Source organism: Luteibacter sp., assembly GCF_051958795.1.
Taxonomy (GTDB): domain Bacteria; phylum Pseudomonadota; class Gammaproteobacteria; order Xanthomonadales; family Rhodanobacteraceae; genus Luteibacter.
Map to the genome: position 1 here is coordinate 13,215 of NZ_JBQCFT010000257.1, position 17,008 is coordinate 30,222.

Consider the following 17,008-nt stretch of genomic DNA (forward strand, 5'->3'; position numbering starts at 1 on the left):
CACTTCTTCATGCTAGAGCGCGGACACCTCACCATCCTTCGCGCCGTGGAGCAGCAGGGCTCGCTGACAAAAGCAGCCGAGTTCCTGTGCCTGACCCAGTCGGCGCTAAGCCATACCATGCGCAAGCTCGAACGCGAGCTTGGTGCGGAGCTCTGGCTTCGCCAGGGCCGTGCCTTGCGCCTGACACAGGCCGGGGAATATCTGCTCGCCGTCGCCAATCGCCTCATTCCCCAATTCGAACTCGCCGAAGCGCGCCTGCGTCAGTTTGCGCAAGGCGAGCGTGGCACCCTGCGGATCGGGATGGAGTGCCACCCCTGCTACCAGTGGCTGTTGAAGATCGTGTCGCCGTACCTGAAGGCGTGGCCGGAAGTCGATGTCGACGTGAAGCAGAAATTCCAGTTCGGCGGCATCGGCGCGCTGTTCGGGCACGAGATCGACCTGCTGGTTACACCGGATCCGTTGTACAAGACCGGCCTGCACTACGAGCCGGTGTTCGACTACGAGCAGGTACTCGTCGTGAGCCAGTCGCATGCCCTGGCTGGCCACGAGTGGCTTAAGCCGGAGCACTTGTCGAACGAAGTGCTCATCACGTATCCGGTCACGCTCGACCGCCTTGACGTGTATAGCCAGTTCCTGCAGCCCGCCGGCATCAGCCCGCGGAAGCAGAAGGCGATCGAGACCACGGACATCATGATGCAGATGGTGGCGAGCGGCCGCGGTGTCGCGGCGCTGCCGCGCTGGCTTGCCGAGGAATACGCGGAGAAGATGCCGCTGGTAGCCCTTCGCCTCGGCAAGGGCGGTATCGCCAAGCAGATCCACCTGGGTGTACGGGAAACCGATATGGATATCGATTACGTCACCGCGTTCTTTGAACTGGCGCGGGCGCGGGGGCGGGCTGGGGTTCGTTGAAATGGCTGACGCGCATCAGCCTGCAGCCCTCAGTATCAGGTCAGCGATCTCGCGGGGATGCGAAATCATCGAGACGTGGCTGGCCTTCAGTTCGATGGTCTGCGCATTCATGCGCTTCGCCATGTAGCGTTCGAGGTCAGGGTTGATGGTGCGGTCCTCGGTCGACACCGCATAGAAGCTCGGTTTCTGGCGCCACGCGGCGTTCGTCGTCTTGCCGGTTAGCAACGCCTTCTTGAAGGGCTCCTGCACCGCATAGAGCGCAAGGGCCTTGTCCTTCGGCAGGTCGCCCGCGAAATCGCGCAGGAAGGCTTCTTCCGTGAGACGCCCTTCATCGCCATCGAACACGATGCCGTTGGACGCGGGTGGCGTGGGGTACTTCTTCGCCAGGGCCGTGTAGTCCTCGCCAGCGTCCGGTGCGCGCGCCGCGACGTACACCAGCGACGCTACCTTCGGGTGCACGCCGGCTTCCGTCACGATCATGCCGGAGAACGAATGGCCCACGAGCACGGTCGGGCCGTCCTGACGGTCGAGCACGCGTCGGCAGGCCTCGACGGCTTCAGGCAGGGTCGTCAGCGGGTTCTGCACCGACGTGACGTTCAAGCCCTTCGCCTGCAGCAGGGGAATCACCTCCGACCACGACGAGCCGTCGGCGAAAAGGCCGTGGACCATGACGATGTTCCTTGCCTTGGTGGGCGCCGCCATGCCGGCGGCCTGGAGCGCCATGGCCCTTGTCGACAGCGCCACGGCGGAAAGGCCAAGGATCATGCGGGTCGAGAATTCGCGACGGTTCATGGGCGGTCTCCGGTGGCGGGCTGGTCGAGGGCCTGGATGACGGCAGGGGTGGTAGCTCGGAGGATGCGCCTGGGAATGTGACGGCCGCAATGTCGCCGGCTAGCCAGGCGGTTGGCAAAGGGGCAAGCTACGGGGCACGCTAGGGGGAAGGCTGGGACATCGCCTCGGGGCCGCTCACGCCACGCACTAGCAACGCCATGGCGACGGCCCAATTCACACCCAGCCAACCCAGGTACAACGAGGGTGGACAGCTGAATACCACCGCTTGCCATCCACGCGCGGCGGCTTCATAAGCCGCGGGCCCGCCGACTGCGCCAAGGATTACGCCGAGCCACGGGTGTGTGCGCACCACGCGGAGCGAACGATCAATCGTGGTCGCGAACGAAGCCCATAGCGCAAGGATCCATAGTGGCGCGCCGCCCGCAGGGAACGCGGGTGACGGCGTGGCGTAGTGCCACCATCCGAGCAGCGACGGCACGCCATCCACAAACGTGCCGAAGGCAACAGCCAAGATCAGGCGGCGAACATCGGCCATGGGATCAGAGCCGAACGGAAGCTGCACGGCCACGAACGCGCACGCAATGATGACCGGCACGGTCGTCGCGCCGCGCGACGCACCGACCACCAGGGCAAACCACAATGCCTGGTAACCGACGAAGTTGATGATGCGCATCCACATGGGAATCCCATTTGTATGTACCTAGTGGATATACGTAGCGGATCACCGGTTGGATGCAAGCACGACGGCGCAAACGCCAAGCGTCACAGCCAGGCCAAAGCCAAACTCCGTGGTGACGTAGGGTGCACGGCCGTCGGTCGCGGTCGACGCATCAAGCACGCCCTGGATCAGGGTGTTATGCACCGCATGCAGGATCACGCAAGGCCAGACGCTGCCCGATGCCATGCGTAGCCAGGTCATCACGAAGCTCAGGCCCACCACCATGACGGTGAAGCAGCTGATAGCGTATGCAGCGGGCGTACCTGCGTTGTAATCGGCGCCGAGAAGAACGGGGTAGTGCCAGACCGCCCAAAGCAAGCCGACGGCGAAACTGGTCCCCACGTAGCCCCACCGGGCGTACAGCCGCGGCACCAGGAAGCCACGCCAGCCAAGTTCCTCGCCGAGCGTCCAAGCCATGGTGCCGAGGACGATGAACACCATCGTGGTAGGAATACCGAAGAACGCCGCAAATGCAGTGGGATGCGTGGTGATTTTGAATGTCGCCGCGAGCGGTGCGCTGAAATGATCCCACTGGAATGCGCCGGGAATCATCGCCCATGCCAGCAGATAGACTGGCACGGCATAAAGCCAGGGGAGCGCGTAACTCCAGCCCAGATGCCGCGCGCGTGGCCAACTCCAGCCAAGCGAGCGGAAGTCCAGGTGGCAGATCAGGCAGGTAAGCAGCGCGGCGGTGCCGGGGCACCACATCAGCATGCGCGAGATCATGGGCGGCTCGCTACCGATGGCTACCGACAGCGAACAGACCGGCGCGCTCAGCGCGACAAGCCAGAACAGGAACCAGATGAGCGGTCGCTTTGAGGATTGGGCGTCGGTCACGGCTTGATTCGCGTGGGGGAGGCCGACAGGGTAAGTGCTGTAACGGACCGGCTCATGGCCCGGAAGTACCGGGAAAGTCCGGTAGTTCGCTAGAACAACTCCCCCTGCGGCGAATGAATCCTCGGCGCCACAAACCGCGAGGTATCCAACACCGTATCCCAGGCCCGATGCAGCCCCGCCTTCCGCGAAGCAACCTGCACCCGCTTGCGAATAATGTCCGCAAAAATCCCCTGCCCGCGCATCCGCGTAGCGAAGTTACTGTCGTAGTCCTTCCCGCCATTCATCTGCTGGATGAGGCTGATGATGTGTGCGGCGCGATCGGGGTAGTGAATCTCCAGCCATTCCCGAAACAGCTGCTTCAACTCATGCGGCAAACGAATGCACGTATAACCAATTGAGTTGGCTCCGTTGGCAGCAGCTCGCTCGATGATGCCTTCCACATCCTTCTCGTTGAGCGCCGGGATGATCGGCGCGACCAATACGCCCACGGGCACGCCGGCATCGTGCAGCGTCTTCACCGCCTGCAACCGACGATGAGGTGCCGAGGCTCTCGGCTCCAGCTTCGATGCCAGCTTGTTATCCAGTGAATTGATCGAGATAAACACCTGCACCAGGTTCCGCTCGGCCATCGGCGCGAGGATATCGAGGTCGCGCTCGATCAATGCGTTCTTCGTGACAATGGTGCACGGATGGTTGCACTCGTTCAGCAGCGCCAGCGCCGCGCGGGTGAGGCGCCACTGCTTCTCGATCGGCTGGTAAGGATCGGTGTTGCTGCCAATGTTGATCGGCTTGCAGGTGTAGTTCTTCTTCGCCAGCTCGTCGCGGAGGATCTCTGCCAGGTTGACCTTGGCGAACAGCTTCGTCTCGAAGTCCAGGCCGGCTGAGAGGTTGAGGTAGCCGTGCGAGGGGCGGGCGTAGCAGTAGATGCAACAGCATTTTATGACGATCTAGAATGTGTCCAGTTTTCCCAGAAGACTATGCCGCTAGCCATTAATTACGCCCGGGTTAAAATAGGAGGTCAGCCGTGGCGATTTTTGGATCCCCGAAGGCGACCATTTAGGGATCGCTTCATTCATACTCTGACGGTGTTCGTCCTGTCTGTACCGCCAGGGAGTGGCCATGCCCGCACTGCTTCGCAACGACGCAATTCGCTTATTTGAGGCTGCACAGGAAGCGTTACATATAGCCATCTCGAGCCTCTGGACTAGTAAGAGGAAAACGGAGCCGCCTGTAATCAGGCACGCTTGCCCGAATCAGATCCCTAATTAGGTTCGGCAGTTCCGCCTGCGCATCAAGGCGCGCCGCCCATGTAGCGAGGTCCGCTTCGTCAATCCACTTCACGTCAGTCGCCTGTGTACGCCCTACGAGCTCACCCACAAGAGGTGAAGATCGAGCGATGGCTATATTACCGCGTCCATTGCCGCACCGGTCTCGGGAGGGATCAGGCATGGTGCAAGGGCGTGGGGTTCGCCGTTATCGAGAGGGAATACCCGCAAGAAGCCAGGCGCAGGTTGAGCAAATTCGGCAGGATTGGCCGCCCATCCAGCTAGCCAAGGCCTCTCGATCGTGGAAAACGTGGAGGAAATCGTATCAACAGCCAGGTACGAATAAGGGATGCAAGTAGTCCGCCGATACACGCCAAAGCTACGAGGAAAAAGCCGACTGATCCGGGTATTTTCCAATGTAGGGCGACTCTGGCCAGAACTAACAGGCCGCCCAATACCGCGCAAGCTAAAAGCCAGCAAAGTACGGTGTTCATCGTTCGCTGCCATAGCATGGTTCTGTGTCGGGTCGTCCGCTTTCGCTGATGAACGATCATCTTCAACCTCTATCCGGACTCAGAGCGATTTACCACCAGTCAGGCACGGGCGTCGTCGTGTGACTCCAAGTCCTGCCGTCGCCTAGCCGATGCTGTCTCCGACACGAAGTACCCCCTTCGAATGAGCGAAGGTCACAAACTCGTTGGGGATCTAGGTTAGAAGCGGAGCCGCGACTCAAATGTATGGGACCTCACAGGACGATCTCACCAAGGCGCCTCCCCGGAACTAATAGCAGATCTTCCTCTAGTGCTGATGTTCGCGTGGAACTCACCCCGCGACTCCTCTGCTTTCGTCCTGCGGGTCACTGTTTTCAGATCAGGTACGCTCTCGGTCAGATTAGTCGAAGCAGCTGTTATCGGTCCTGCGCTCAGGGAGCGAGCGCCGGGCGAGGGCAGGCGCCCAACTAGTCTGATGAACGCATTCAGAACCTCAGCGTGGCATGCCCCCACAGAGCTTCGCTATCAGGGCTGGAAGAAGATGATAAACAGCCACCCCAAAATAACTGTGAGGCAGAGGGCTATGATTGCCCAAGGCCTCGCTCGAGGGGCTCCGCCTACGTCGTCCTCTCCGAAGAGCGGAAGACGCTTGAATGTGAAAAGTTTATAGTCAGGCTTCAGTTTCATTGGCCAAAGGCGTTCCCTCGGTACCTGACGCCTCGAACTTCACATCGTCGAGCGTCTCAAGATTGACGGAAAATATCTGTACCTCAGCGAGCCGTTGAAGCGATTCGAGCAGCGCGTGGCGAATTTGATAAAGGTAACCGAGGGCGGCGTCGCCCGCGCCAAAGAGCGAACGAGTGGAGCCTTCTGAGGTCATTTCCTTATCTCCCATTTGCCTAGCATCGTGTTCAAAGCGTTGCGCAATGGGACCCTTTGAAGCGATAGATCCTTCTTAACCCAGTAATCATCTACCAGCGTCTCACGCCAGCGCAAGCTCGGCGCCAAGACCCACGGGGCGCGCGGGGGCACCGCAATTCGCCGGCCTCAGGCTAACAGCGGATGGACACACTCAGCTCTAAAGTCGTAAGCGATTCAGCCGATAGACCGTCGGGCGCCGCGACTATTGGGCGAGTCAGACCGGTCCGTTGTGCGTGACCGTCCCCGGCCATTTCTCTAGTTTGGTTCACAACTATGAAAAAGCGTTCGACCGCATCCAGAGGCGGGTTCATCGCCATGCCCGGAAACTCCCAGGATCCGGTTTCTTTTATGGACGCCCTCACCAAGCGCATCAGCATCTTCCAGTTAGCGGTCCTAGCGATGGGTGGCATCCTCAGCTTTGTGATGATCACCCGAGTGCAGCAGTCGCTGGATGATCAAAAGTTTCTTCAAAGCATCAATGGATACGTATCTGACCTGAAGCCGGCAGTGAATGTTTCATGTGCAAACGTCGTCCTACCCGACGGCTCCATGCTTAACCAAGTTTCCATTCGCAATTTTGGCAAGAACGTCGTTCGCGTCACATCAATCGGCAGAGAACTTCGCGACGTGAATACGCACGGGCTTCTAAAGCCGTCCGTGGAAACTTTGCCGACCACAGTGAACGGCATGGACATGGATTTAACTCCCGGCACGGCGTGGGAAGAATCTGCGTCCTTCGGACGGTATGGTGGTTTTGGAACATGGGACGACGCCGAGGTCGCCGTGACCGTGAGTGTCGCCACGTCCGACACGATCGTAATGCTCGCAAGAACGGTACTGGCAAAGCGGATTTCAGACGCCGAAGTTGAAGCGTTCTCGAAGACAAAGGTCCGATGCAGGGCCAGTTTGGCTCCCGGCGGTCCGAGAGACTGAGGCAACGACCCGCATAACACCACGCATACAAAATCAAGAGTTGTGCAACGCTTCATCTCCTCCTTCTTCGAAGCACTGGCCCGAACGCCCCAACAACTGCGGGGAGCTCGCCCTCCGTCACCGTACGCTTGATGACGGCTCGGCGCTTACCTTGAACCCCTCCGGCTGTGCCCACTCGTCCGCTACGACTCGGCGCATCCTGACTACGTCATGTGCCCGCTTCCTCGATTTGCGCAAGAGCGAATCACCGCTGGTGTGTTTTACGACATCGTCAAGGAGAACGGGCTTTCCGATGCCTTCGGCCGGCGTTCCAGAGCTACATAGGCGAGGTTATCGCGGTTGCATGCGGCATGGGCTTCACCATCTATCTGAGATGGAATACCACGTTGGAAGGGACCGGAAAGAGGGCGTCGACTGGACAGTGGGTGACGACACAGGTGGTCTCTATATCGAGTGCAAAACGAAGCGCATGCGGCATCGAGCTAAGGACCTTAGCAACAGGACAGAACTCATGGGCGACCTTGCCGAACTAGCCAAGGCCATCGTCCAGCAATACAGGAACATCGACGACGTTTTGTCGGGTCGTACGACGCAAGCCATCCCCGCTGTGCCTGTGTTCACGCTGGTGGTCACCCTGGAAAACTGACATTTGCTTAGCACGACCGTGCGAAAGGCCCTCGCGGAGATGGTCACTGACCGAATGCAAAAAGCGTCGCTTCCCCTCAGGATGGTGGACGACATACCCTGGCAGGTCGTGTCTGCCCAGGAGTTCGAGCAGGTCGTGCAGGTCCTCGGTGGGGAGGGCGTCGCTCCCGTGCTGGTAGACAAGGTTTCGCCCGACTACCCATACGAGATCCGATAGAGGTTGTGACCATGGAACACTTCGGCCAGCCGGATAGAGTAAGCGGTACGCAGCGCCGGCGATGGCAAATTCGCCGTGCGTCGTGGCGAGCGGAGCGATATCGATAGCCGGCTGTGCGACAGCGTCTCGATCGTCACTTTTCGATGGCTTCGCGTAGCAGGCCCGAAAACCCGCTGAGGTCGCGGTAGAGGCGGACTGTTCAGTCATGGGACGATGCCCATGACTAGACGTACGGAAAACGAGGCGTGGCCTGGCTCCAGAGGCCAAGGACCATTCCTCGTGGGAGGCCGCACGAACATGGCGGCCTCCGTTCTCTATGTCGAGGCTATCACGTCTGCTGGTGACAAGCCTGGATCAACCCGCAAGGGCCTGAGATGCCGAAGATAGACTTGCGTGTGCACTACCACTCGCGCTCTAAGTCACAGTCGGAGGTCATTACGTGCTCCGACTAACCGTGCTCCCTTAGATCAAGAAAGAACCGGCGGAAACCGTGTGCGTGCCCGTCGGGTTGACTGGGAGAGGCTAACCCAGGAAGCAATCAGCCGTGGATATTCGGGTCACTGTCACCGAGCCCAGAATCCGGCGGCTGCGGATCATCGATTGGGCGGCCGCCCCGGCCTGGGTTATCTGGATTTTGCTTGCCTGGCGGCGCGTCCGGTGACGGCGGTTGTTTGTCAGGCGAAGTGGGATCGCCAGTGGAAATTTGGTTTTCGCGGCGATCGTTTGTCATAGCCGGGCTCCAGTGGTGCACTACTACGGTCCCCCAGAGTCTGTGACGGAAAGCACGTAGATGCGTTGCGCAGGCGTGAGATCTTCACACAGGTGATGACGCTTGGGCTCGTCGGGGATGGTAGGTGCTGGGACTATTCTCTATTTCCACCTGAACCTGCCGGGCACTTGTGCCCACGGCAGTCACGGCAGAGAGCACGGCCTGGGGTGTGACCCCTAGCACAAGCGCCCATAGCGCTAGCCCGCCCTCGTCGGCTTGGTCGAAATGCTCTAGCGGCTCTTCTTCTGTCATGCCTTTCCTAGGGCCGTGCGAACGTCCTTAGCCATGACGCCGACACGCTTCACGGTCTCCCGGAGCTTGTCCTCTGACACTCCAAATTCCTTGGTCCAATAGCGAATCTCGTAGGCCTCATTGACATTAATTCGCTGGGCATCAGCTGGACCCCGATTTGACTTATCGTCGCTCATGGCACACCTCCGCTTGAAAGCGCCAAAGCTGCGCAACGGACCGTGATATCGGCGTCGCCGATCCATGGAGAACCGGGGTATCCTGCGTTGATGGACATGACCGACCAAGAGACCGTCCTGCGCATAGCCCAACTCAACGTAGAGGCGATGGCGATGAATGAGGCGGCTCTGGACGATGACTTGGACGAGGCCCGGTTTCGGGCCCACCTGATCCGCACAGCCGCCCAGGAAATGGGCCTAGCTGGAGTGCTAGCGGTGCGGACGATGTGATCGTCCTATTGCGGCCTCCAGGGTCTGAGCCGTTGCCAGGTTAGGCCACGCCATGCTTAGACTGGCGAAGGTACTTACCCCCATAGCCCGGTCGGTCGCGAAATCCCCGCATTGCTAGGAGGATCAAGGCTAGGGTACACCGCTCGGGACTACGCCAGCGTCTAAGCGACCGGAGAGCATCATCCTAAAGTCATCTTCGAGGCCCTCCATCGCGGCCTCGATGGTCGTATCTACGAAATCGGATAGCTTTCCCCACTCCTCGTATGCTGCGTTAGTCGAACCATGCAGTTGCACCATGTAAAAGAACTTGTTGTACGTCGAACGCGCCTTCGCTTCGATGTCTCGCAAACTGACCGCAGTAGGCTTCGGGACAAGGACAAGCAGAGGCTTGTAGCCTGCGGTGAAACTGTTATATGCGGCGGCGGCCTTCATCCTTAGATCCTCCTTCGTGGGTCCGCCCGTCATTTCAAACACGGAGACGTATGCCCTGAGTGCGTCCTTTAGATCTGTGAGCAAGGCATATATGGCGACCAGCGCATCAGCCCGGCGGTCGTAGAGTCCAGCCACATGCACTTGGCGTTCTGCCGCCTCGATGCTCAGTTGAGCCGTTAGTCTCGCCAGTTCAACGTCGGACTTAGCTTTAAGATCATGACGTAGCACTTCAATCCGAGAGTCTGTCGTCGCCTTCAGATCATCTCGTAGCTTGTCGCCAAGCGCATCTGACTCGCGCTTCAGCTTGTCCTTGTGCGTTGCAAGGTCTTTCGCATACTCACCTTTGACCGCCTCAGCAACACGAACGGCAATGGTCGTTTTTGCGAGCCAGATGACAATCGCTGCCGCAATTCCACCACCAACTAAGCCCGCGATCGATTGCGAAAGAAATTCTAAAAAGTCTTTCATCGTTCCATTCCCCTTGTCCTATGTGCGCCTCCGCTGTGCGGTCAGCGGATCTGAGACTAACAACTTGACTCGGTGGTGAGCAAAGCTCATGAAGATGCGGCGCTCAGACCTGCCGTGAGGTCGGCTCATACCTACAGATGTGGCAAATCCATCGCCTCGCAGGCACCACGTACAAGGGCCTTGTCGCTAGGTCCGATGTTTGGCACCTAGCGGGCCGGGTCGCCTTACCACGGGGTACTCGCAGCGGCTTCTAGGGGTCATCGACCACCCAAGCGGCAGTCAGACCGACGCCAACTGAGGGAACGATAGTGAATCCTATGCCTGCATACGACGAGCTTCCGCGGCTCTCAGCTCGTGCCTTCGCCACGCCCATCGGCGATAGGGGATGTGTCCAGGATCAACGCTGCTGTCGCACACGCGCCGCCCCTGCACGCACGCTAATAACCCGTTGTCGGTTCGATCGACATTGAGCAATGATCAACGGCCGGCGGCGTGTTGCCCTAGAACTCACATGCCACGTAGGTCTTTTAGGCTCGAGACACTGGTTCGGCGAAGAACCGATTGCCGACCAGTTCAAAATATACCAGTAGAGGATCCCAGTGGCCGTGAAGTTGCGCTTGGCGCGCTCTAATCAAATAGCCACACGAAGAAAGCGCTGCTAGTTCATGCAGAGGCAGATAGAAAAGACTCGTGCGGCTTCGGTTTAAGGTCCAATGAAACAGTAATCGTGCAACGCGCCCGTTTCCGTCATCGAAGGGGTGGACGTTGGATATCGCCATCATGCTGACGGCGGCCGTTAACACCGGATATGTGTCGAGGTGCGACAGCCAATACGTCGCCAGCTCCTGAAGCCTGGTCTCAACGATGCGCGCTGGCGGGTAGATGATTCCGTTGCCCCGCTTATCCAGACGAGTACCTACTTCCGTAGTTCGAATGACCGCCCTGCGGCCCATGATGGCTTCATAGAGGCTGTAGACGGCGCTTATGAATGCCGTGGTCCCGCCATGTATTGCTGCGTCGACGGTCGGTATTGAAAGAGACGTCAAGGCGCTCATCTCGGCCAACGATCGCCCGCTAACCTCAACATCGGAAACATACGGTGTCATCCAAGGCGACAGCTCGTGGGCGAGTTCGCCAGCGCTAAACGGCCCGTAGTTGTCATAACGGACGGGGTCGGAACCGAGCCATTTGCGGACGGGATCCATTCCAGCATCCGTAACGCTAAGAATAAGGGCCCCCAAGCGCTCTGCGGGCCCGAGCGCCGTATGGGGCAGACTCGCCGGATCAGGCAGTCGGAGAAGGGGAACGGATAAACGCACGCACGTAGCCTATTCGTTGACTGCTAGCTCGCTGGACTCTCGATGCAGGTCTTCGAGGAAGCGGTCGCGCCATTCGCGGCTGATGCCGTCCGTCTGGCGCTCAATCATCGGCACCGGTATCTGCGCCGCAGCATCGAACGAGAGACCAAGCTTGGCCGTTAAGAATCCAATGGTGGCGGCGCCATCGTCCAACCAATCCTCGTAAGTGACGCGCAATGGCTCGACGCCAGTAACTGCGAAGGTTTTCTCCCAGGCATTCTTTTGATGATTTATTGATCGCAAACACATCTTTACATGGGCAAAGTCGTACTCCACCTCAGGTGCATTAGCCACCCCTCCAAACCAAATCTTTGACCGTTGCGCGCGAGAATACGACAGTGCCTGGCCGACAGCGTCGCGACGCGTCAAATAGATGACATGCCCAGGACGAATGTTTTCCAAGAACGCGGGCGCTCGCTTGGCGATCTCGACATAATTGGCTATGAACATCTTAAAACCAAAGACTCCGTTGTTTCCTGTGCGCAGTCGCTGAACGTCGCGCCAGTAGCCCTGCAGCGACTTGGCCTCTAGTTCAAGGCTATACCCTAGCCTTCTCAGAAGGTTTCCGATGACTCGATAATTGAGATATTCCATAGGCGCGCCCATGGCCCCCGACTGCCAAAGGCGAACGGCACAATAGGTGCTTCCTGACCGCGGCACAGTCGCCAGCATATAGCTGGTCTTCGGTGGTTCGCCGAAGCAGTTGAAGTCCATGTGTGCTTCATAATATTGGGTAGCCAAGTGTGGCTTACCATCCCTGAGGTGTTCTGCGGGAACAACCATTTCTCGCTCCTTGTGCGATGACAGGCGCCGCCACATGACGGCCCCCGTCTCTGTTCGGCCGTAATATCAGCGCAAGAATTGCTCTTGGATTTTCATCCGATCAGACTGCTTGCTCCGTGCAACCTCCAGGCGCGCCCACTTGATAATCTCCAGTGCAAGCGCGGGCTGCCTGGTCTGGCGGTCCTGGTAGTAGATCGTCAGGGTCGGTACCGTATCGCACGAAGAAATAAGAGCCGGCCCCTTTCGGTTCGCCGCGCCTGGCACCGCGCATTCCACACTGAGAAATCCTGCCGAAAGTACGTTAATACCGCCGCTGTCTGTCACCATGAAGGCCCGCCGTCCGACACAGTTGTGCGGTTCGCAAGCGGTAAACAGCTTTTGACCGCCGTCGAGCGTCGACTCCGGCCCTGGAATGCCGCCAAAAATGTATTCAAACTGTGCGGACAAATCCAGAGGGGCGTCTTCTGCGTCATCTTTGGCCGCCACCTTCTGCGATGCTCCGATCGTATTCGCACGAATCGCTTGGCTGGTTACAAATGTACCCTTGCCGCCCGACAAGAAAGACGAACCTTTCTCGCTAAGAGATTCGCGGGGTGCGGGCTTGGCCCAATCAAAGCTCTGGGGGGAAGCAGACCCAGACGTGACTTGCGCGACGGATGAGCCCCACGCACATAGACCGGCCAGGACCATCGTCACACGCGCCAATGTCATCAGTTTCATTACCATATAAACTCTCCTTGCATGGTTAGGTAGTTGCTCAGTGACAATGACCTTCCGAGCTGTCGCTAGGAAGGTTGGACGTAGCAATCGCCGACTGAATCATAGACGCGTCACCCAAATACCGATTGTTAGTGTTGTTCGGGCCATACCAGTTTTGCAGCTCGCTTACGGCGGCACTCCAATTGCCTGTTGTCACAGAGCTCCAGAAACCAGGCGCTGACGCACTGAGGTAAGGTCCGTTTGGATAGGCAACGTCGACAATCACCGTCTGCGCATCAGCTGGTAACTGTTCGAATTGGATCCCTGTCGTCGCTGCGTTGTATTGGGTCGCGACAATATGCTCCGTGGAATTCAGCAAACCCAAGGAAAGCGAAATGGCCGACGCGTTGCCCAATACTGGCTCGCCGGCCGAGGCGACTTTTGCGGCGGCTGCTGAACCCTTGAGGCCAAGATAGGGCGACACGATGTCGATAATCGCTTGCCCAATCCCCATGGCCTGCAGGCCGGCTACGGATTGTTGACCCAAGTCGACACCCGCTCCAATAGTGACGCCCGCGTTAGGTGCACCCGGTATCAGGTATCCCGTCCCATGCACTCCATCCTCATTAGCCCAGACATGCTGTGGATCGATTCGATCGACTGCTGCGAGCGGAATGTAACAATGCTGTCCTTGGCTTCCGATCGATCCGCTTCCTCCGCCGCCTCCTCCACTGCCGCCGTCGCCGCCGCTACCACCGTTGCCGTCGCCACCGGTACCTGTGCCGCCTCCACCATCGCCACCACCACCGCCAGTAGGCGTCACCGTAACCGGAGGCTCGGTAGGGAAGATTGTCGCGGTCACGGTTGTGCCGGTCATCGGGGTAGTGAACGAGTTTGTGCCCATGATGAGCTCAATTTCCTCCACTGTCAGCGGCCTCATGGCCGACGAGGTTTGCTCGATGTTATGTCCAGGAGCTCGAGCTAAACCGCTTTTCGGGTCTGATCGTGAGGGAGCTGAGCCAAACGTGACATCGTGCGGCGCGGGAGCCGCGGACGCGCCGAGCTGGTAACCAGACAACGCGTACGCTACAACAACAGAAAGCCGTCGAACTTCCATTGGATCCTCCGTGGATGCCAGCAGGGCGCTGGCGTGCGTCAACCGTATCCAGGCAACAGGACGCACAGCGGCATCCTTGCCCCACGACGCTCCCCTCCGGGAGCGCCGAAGACCGTATTACTTCATACGAGCGTGGGATGTGATGCAGGATTTATTCTGCGCTGGTGATCTGAAAGCCGCATGGCCGTTCTGGGTCAAGGAAAGGGCATGTTTGAGAAAACTACAGAGCGAAATGTATTCTCATCAGTGGGACCGCCACCGGCGCAGAAGATCTTCAAGAATGATCGATGCATGTAACGACGGGGTTTTCGTCGCTCCATCGAGGCGAAAGTCCGGGCGTATAGGGAGTTCGTATGGATCGCTAACTCCTGTGAACTCCTTGATAAGGCCTTTTCGCGCTTCAGCATACAAGCCCTTTGTGTCTCTTTTCTCACACACCTCAATGGCGGTACTGACGTGCACCTCGATAAAATCGCCGAACGCTTCGGTGAGTCGTCGCGCCTCCGCGCGATCGTCCGCATAAGGTGCGATTGGAGCGCATATCACAACGCCGCCGTGACGTACCACCTCTGCGGCGACGAACGCGATACGCCGGACGTTTGCGGAACGGTCTGCTTTGGAGAAGCCAAGTCCGGCGGAAAGCGTCCGCCGAATTTCATCTCCGTCGAGCATAGTGACCGGCCTTCCCGTTTCTTCCAAAATCTGGGCCATGAGGGCCTGAGCGATCGCGGATTTCCCTGCGCCGGACAGGCCTGTGAAGAAGATGGCGCATCCTCGCTTTGCGCCTGTCGGGAAACGCTGACGGAGAATCGTCTCGACTTCCGGAAAAGTGAACCAGGAAGGAATTGGCGTTCCTGCACGAAGGTGTTGCCGAAGTTCGGTGCCGGACACGTCAGCGACATCTTCGCCCTCCTGCAAGCGGTCGCTTGGAACGAACTGCGTTCGGACTTGCGAGAACATCATCGCCGAGAACGGCATGATATGAATTCCTAACTCGTCCTTGTGCTGCTCCAGAAGTTCCTGGGCATCGCGCGGGCCGTAATATGGGCGTCCAGTGCGATCCGAGCCGGGGCCCGCATGGTCTCGGCCAACGATAAAATGGCTGACGCCATAATTCTTGCGTACCAAGGCGTGCCACATCGCCTCGCGAGGGCCGGCCATGCGCATAGCCAGCGGCAACACATTAAGCTTCACCTGCCCTTCGGGGTAGTAGGGTAGGAGCGCTCGATAGCAACGCACTCGTGTATGCGCATCGACGTCGCCTTCTTTTGTATGCCCCACCACGGGATGAAGTAGAAGGCGACCGTCGATAAACTCGCACGCTCGTCGCGTGAGCTCAAAATGTGCGCGGTGCATCGGGTTTCTTGTCTGGAACCCTACGATGCGCTCCCATCCCATCTGCGTAAACCAGTCGCGAAGTCGACGCGGCGAGGACCTCAAGTCGATGAAATCATTGTGCGTTGGCTCCCTCGCCCCGCGAAGCGGGCCGCCCAAGTAAACCGTTCCACGTCTGAGAAGTTCGGCGACACCCGGATGATCGGGGTCGACCGTACCGAAGACATGTTGCGCTTCGGCGCGCTTATCGGGTCGATATATGTCCTCCAGCAACATCTCGGCGACAGGCGTGCCCTGTCCATCTGTCAATGAAATTGCCTGTCCGATCGATAGCCGCTCGGCAGCTTCTTCGGAAACATCCAATGTGATCGGCATTGGCCATAGCAGCCCATTGCTCAGACGCATACGGTGAACGACGTGGCTGTAGTCGTCGAACGTCATGAAACCTTCCAATGGCGAAAATGCGCCATTGAGCAGCAACTCCAGGTCACAACGTTGCCGATGATCCAATGCAACGCTCGGCCGTCGGCCAAATTGCTGGTCTGATGCGGTGGCCAGCCTCACTGAATTGAGGTCCTTCAGAATGCCGCCGTGGGGTGTGACAAGAACAGACTTGCGGATCGGATCCATGATCTCGACAGACATGCGGCTTTCACTCCAGGGTTTGAAAGCGAATTGGTCCCAATTCGGGGCATCGAACCGCCGCGACGGTATCAAAGAATTTCGGTTCTTCGCACCAGATCTTCCGCTGGTGAAGCGCAAGATATTGCGCTTACGCTTGGAAAACGGTCACAAGTATATGTTTACTTTGCCAGCAAGAAGTTGCTGTAGGCATTGTCCTACATGAAATGGCGGACTTCCCTTACTCGTCGTTGGTCGCTATCCATCACACCACCTCGTCGGTGCGTCGCACGACAATTTGTCGTCGAAGCGTTCAGAGTCTTAGCTGCCAGCCAATCACAACCAACTGAGCACGGCCTCGTTTGTCCAGCAGCCTGCTGGACAATCGTTTCCCGCCTGTTCGCTCCAGGCGAGCCCTCCAGGAACCTCGCAATGCGGCTCGCTTAACTTGAAAGAGCCCGACAAGCGCCCTCTCGTCCGGCGCAACATCACCCAAGCATCGCCCTCGGCAAGAATCACTGCATCTGAGATTGACGTCCTGTGCATTCGTATAACGTCCATGGAAGTCTCAATGATCGGACCGCACAATGGCCGCGGCGCCGCCTTGAGTCCCGAGGGTCGTTTCGAGAGCCCGGGATGTGCCAGAGGATGACGGTGGCGTTCCCAACAGCGTGGTTAGACCGAAGGTAAACGCCCAGTAGCTCGGTGCGAAGGGCTGCTGGGCAATCCAGGGCAGCAGGCGGCATGTCCCAGGTGGGTGAGCACGGTTTCGCGGGTGGTCGGCGACGGCAGCGTAATCTTGTCGCGCTCGAGCACGCGCGGCAGGTACATCACGAACGGCATGTGGTTAATCGTGGTGGCGGCGACGTCCCCCCGCCTTCAGTAACGGTCTGATTTAGAGCCCGAGGTTACTGTAACTGTTTCGCGTAGGCTGCGGGCGTCAGCCCGCCTAGTGCTCTTTTCGGGCGCTCCTCGTTGTACTCACGGCGCCAGTTTTCGA

Annotated in this window: 18 protein-coding genes; 4 read left to right on the forward strand and 14 right to left on the reverse strand. The window is 58.7% G+C overall.

Annotated features, from left to right (window positions below; translation table 11 throughout):
* The first annotated feature begins 9 nt into the window (after positions 1–9).
* On the forward strand, positions 10–909 hold the full coding sequence (locus ACTHLF_RS13385; RefSeq protein ID WP_440327840.1) for a LysR substrate-binding domain-containing protein: 900 nt from the start codon (positions 10–12) through the stop codon (positions 907–909).
* Positions 910–924: 15 nt separating this feature from the next.
* Here the strand turns inward: ACTHLF_RS13385 and ACTHLF_RS13390 are convergent, their stop codons facing one another.
* The 5 genes from ACTHLF_RS13390 to ACTHLF_RS13410 all read right to left on the reverse strand — a co-directional run bounded on the left by ACTHLF_RS13390 (position 925) and on the right by ACTHLF_RS13410 (position 5,892).
* Entirely contained in the window at positions 925–1,701 is a 777-nt protein-coding gene (locus ACTHLF_RS13390) for an alpha/beta fold hydrolase (protein ID WP_440327841.1), read from the reverse strand.
* 139 nt (positions 1,702–1,840) lie between these two features.
* Entirely contained in the window at positions 1,841–2,380 is a 540-nt protein-coding gene (locus ACTHLF_RS13395) for a DUF2878 domain-containing protein (RefSeq protein WP_440327842.1), read from the reverse strand.
* Between the two features lie 42 nt (positions 2,381–2,422).
* Entirely contained in the window at positions 2,423–3,256 is an 834-nt protein-coding gene (locus ACTHLF_RS13400; protein WP_440327843.1) for a lysostaphin resistance A-like protein, read from the reverse strand.
* A gap of 89 nt (positions 3,257–3,345) precedes the next feature.
* Positions 3,346–4,203, reverse strand: coding sequence for a PA0069 family radical SAM protein (locus tag ACTHLF_RS13405; protein ID WP_440327856.1), 858 nt, complete (start codon positions 4,201–4,203; stop codon positions 3,346–3,348).
* A gap of 1,479 nt (positions 4,204–5,682) precedes the next feature.
* The gene (locus ACTHLF_RS13410) at positions 5,683–5,892 is read right to left on the reverse strand and encodes a hypothetical protein (RefSeq protein ID WP_440327844.1); all 210 of its coding nucleotides are present in this window, start codon (positions 5,890–5,892) and stop codon (positions 5,683–5,685) included.
* A gap of 314 nt (positions 5,893–6,206) precedes the next feature.
* Between ACTHLF_RS13410 and ACTHLF_RS13415 the strand changes: the two genes are divergently transcribed.
* Together ACTHLF_RS13415 and ACTHLF_RS13420 are read left to right on the forward strand one after the other, a co-directional pair.
* Positions 6,207–6,866 carry a hypothetical protein gene (locus ACTHLF_RS13415; RefSeq protein WP_440327845.1) on the forward strand — a complete coding sequence of 220 codons (660 nt, stop codon included), beginning with the start codon at positions 6,207–6,209 and terminating at the stop codon, positions 6,864–6,866.
* A gap of 511 nt (positions 6,867–7,377) precedes the next feature.
* Positions 7,378–7,512, forward strand: coding sequence for a hypothetical protein (locus ACTHLF_RS13420; protein WP_440327846.1), 135 nt, complete (start codon positions 7,378–7,380; stop codon positions 7,510–7,512).
* A gap of 1,030 nt (positions 7,513–8,542) precedes the next feature.
* Here ACTHLF_RS13420 and ACTHLF_RS13425 read toward each other — a convergent pair.
* Complete coding sequence (locus ACTHLF_RS13425) at positions 8,543–8,749, reverse strand: DUF3606 domain-containing protein (protein ID WP_440327847.1); 207 nt, start codon at positions 8,747–8,749, stop codon at positions 8,543–8,545.
* The gene (locus ACTHLF_RS13430; RefSeq protein WP_440327848.1) at positions 8,746–8,925 is read right to left on the reverse strand and encodes a DUF3606 domain-containing protein; all 180 of its coding nucleotides are present in this window, start codon (positions 8,923–8,925) and stop codon (positions 8,746–8,748) included. The genes ACTHLF_RS13425 and ACTHLF_RS13430 overlap by 4 nt, the downstream gene beginning before the upstream one ends.
* A gap of 90 nt (positions 8,926–9,015) precedes the next feature.
* Here ACTHLF_RS13430 and ACTHLF_RS13435 point away from each other — a divergent pair, with 90 nt between their 5' ends.
* On the forward strand, positions 9,016–9,195 hold the full coding sequence (locus ACTHLF_RS13435; protein ID WP_440327849.1) for a hypothetical protein: 180 nt from the start codon (positions 9,016–9,018) through the stop codon (positions 9,193–9,195).
* Between the two features lie 129 nt (positions 9,196–9,324).
* Here ACTHLF_RS13435 and ACTHLF_RS13440 read toward each other — a convergent pair whose 3' ends face one another.
* The 7 genes from ACTHLF_RS13440 to ACTHLF_RS13470 all read right to left on the reverse strand — a co-directional run.
* Entirely contained in the window at positions 9,325–10,095 is a 771-nt protein-coding gene (locus tag ACTHLF_RS13440) for a hypothetical protein (protein WP_440327850.1), read from the reverse strand.
* Positions 10,096–10,622: 527 nt separating this feature from the next.
* Positions 10,623–11,300 carry a Fic family protein gene (locus tag ACTHLF_RS13445; protein WP_440327851.1) on the reverse strand — a complete coding sequence of 226 codons (678 nt, stop codon included), beginning with the start codon at positions 11,298–11,300 and terminating at the stop codon, positions 10,623–10,625.
* A 123-nt stretch (positions 11,301–11,423) separates the two neighbouring features.
* Positions 11,424–12,236 (reverse strand): Stf0 family sulfotransferase, encoded by an 813-nt coding sequence (locus ACTHLF_RS13450; protein WP_440327852.1) that lies wholly within the window; start codon positions 12,234–12,236, stop codon positions 11,424–11,426.
* 66 nt (positions 12,237–12,302) lie between these two features.
* Positions 12,303–12,956 carry a hypothetical protein gene (locus ACTHLF_RS13455; RefSeq protein WP_440327853.1) on the reverse strand — a complete coding sequence of 218 codons (654 nt, stop codon included), beginning with the start codon at positions 12,954–12,956 and terminating at the stop codon, positions 12,303–12,305.
* A 37-nt stretch (positions 12,957–12,993) separates the two neighbouring features.
* Positions 12,994–14,052, reverse strand: coding sequence for a pesticin C-terminus-like muramidase (locus ACTHLF_RS13460; protein WP_440327854.1), 1,059 nt, complete (start codon positions 14,050–14,052; stop codon positions 12,994–12,996).
* A gap of 243 nt (positions 14,053–14,295) precedes the next feature.
* Positions 14,296–16,032 (reverse strand): bifunctional sulfate adenylyltransferase/adenylylsulfate kinase, encoded by a 1,737-nt coding sequence (locus ACTHLF_RS13465; RefSeq protein WP_440327855.1) that lies wholly within the window; start codon positions 16,030–16,032, stop codon positions 14,296–14,298.
* Between the two features lie 884 nt (positions 16,033–16,916).
* The coding region (locus tag ACTHLF_RS13470) for an integrase core domain-containing protein (RefSeq protein WP_440327673.1) at positions 16,917–17,008 on the reverse strand (92 nt) is incomplete at its 5' end.

What these genes read in the sequence shown, in the direction of transcription:
- ACTHLF_RS13385 (WP_440327840.1), top strand. Translation starts at nt 10, where the DNA reads ATGCTAGAGCGCGGACACCTCACCATCCTTCGCGCCGTGGAGCAGCAG.
- ACTHLF_RS13390 (WP_440327841.1), bottom strand. Translation starts at nt 1,701, where the DNA reads ATGAACCGTCGCGAATTCTCGACCCGCATGATCCTTGGCCTTTCCGCC.
- ACTHLF_RS13395 (WP_440327842.1), bottom strand. Translation starts at nt 2,380, where the DNA reads ATGTGGATGCGCATCATCAACTTCGTCGGTTACCAGGCATTGTGGTTT.
- ACTHLF_RS13410 (WP_440327844.1), bottom strand. Translation starts at nt 5,892, where the DNA reads ATGACCTCAGAAGGCTCCACTCGTTCGCTCTTTGGCGCGGGCGACGCC.
- ACTHLF_RS13415 (WP_440327845.1), top strand. Translation starts at nt 6,207, where the DNA reads ATGAAAAAGCGTTCGACCGCATCCAGAGGCGGGTTCATCGCCATGCCC.
- ACTHLF_RS13420 (WP_440327846.1), top strand. Translation starts at nt 7,378, where the DNA reads ATGGGCGACCTTGCCGAACTAGCCAAGGCCATCGTCCAGCAATACAGG.
- ACTHLF_RS13425 (WP_440327847.1), bottom strand. Translation starts at nt 8,749, where the DNA reads ATGACAGAAGAAGAGCCGCTAGAGCATTTCGACCAAGCCGACGAGGGC.
- ACTHLF_RS13430 (WP_440327848.1), bottom strand. Translation starts at nt 8,925, where the DNA reads ATGAGCGACGATAAGTCAAATCGGGGTCCAGCTGATGCCCAGCGAATT.
- ACTHLF_RS13435 (WP_440327849.1), top strand. Translation starts at nt 9,016, where the DNA reads ATGGACATGACCGACCAAGAGACCGTCCTGCGCATAGCCCAACTCAAC.
- ACTHLF_RS13440 (WP_440327850.1), bottom strand. Translation starts at nt 10,095, where the DNA reads ATGAAAGACTTTTTAGAATTTCTTTCGCAATCGATCGCGGGCTTAGTT.
- ACTHLF_RS13445 (WP_440327851.1), bottom strand. Translation starts at nt 11,300, where the DNA reads ATGGATCCCGTCCGCAAATGGCTCGGTTCCGACCCCGTCCGTTATGAC.
- ACTHLF_RS13450 (WP_440327852.1), bottom strand. Translation starts at nt 12,236, where the DNA reads ATGGTTGTTCCCGCAGAACACCTCAGGGATGGTAAGCCACACTTGGCT.
- ACTHLF_RS13455 (WP_440327853.1), bottom strand. Translation starts at nt 12,956, where the DNA reads ATGAAACTGATGACATTGGCGCGTGTGACGATGGTCCTGGCCGGTCTA.
- ACTHLF_RS13460 (WP_440327854.1), bottom strand. Translation starts at nt 14,052, where the DNA reads ATGGAAGTTCGACGGCTTTCTGTTGTTGTAGCGTACGCGTTGTCTGGT.
- ACTHLF_RS13465 (WP_440327855.1), bottom strand. Translation starts at nt 16,032, where the DNA reads ATGTCTGTCGAGATCATGGATCCGATCCGCAAGTCTGTTCTTGTCACA.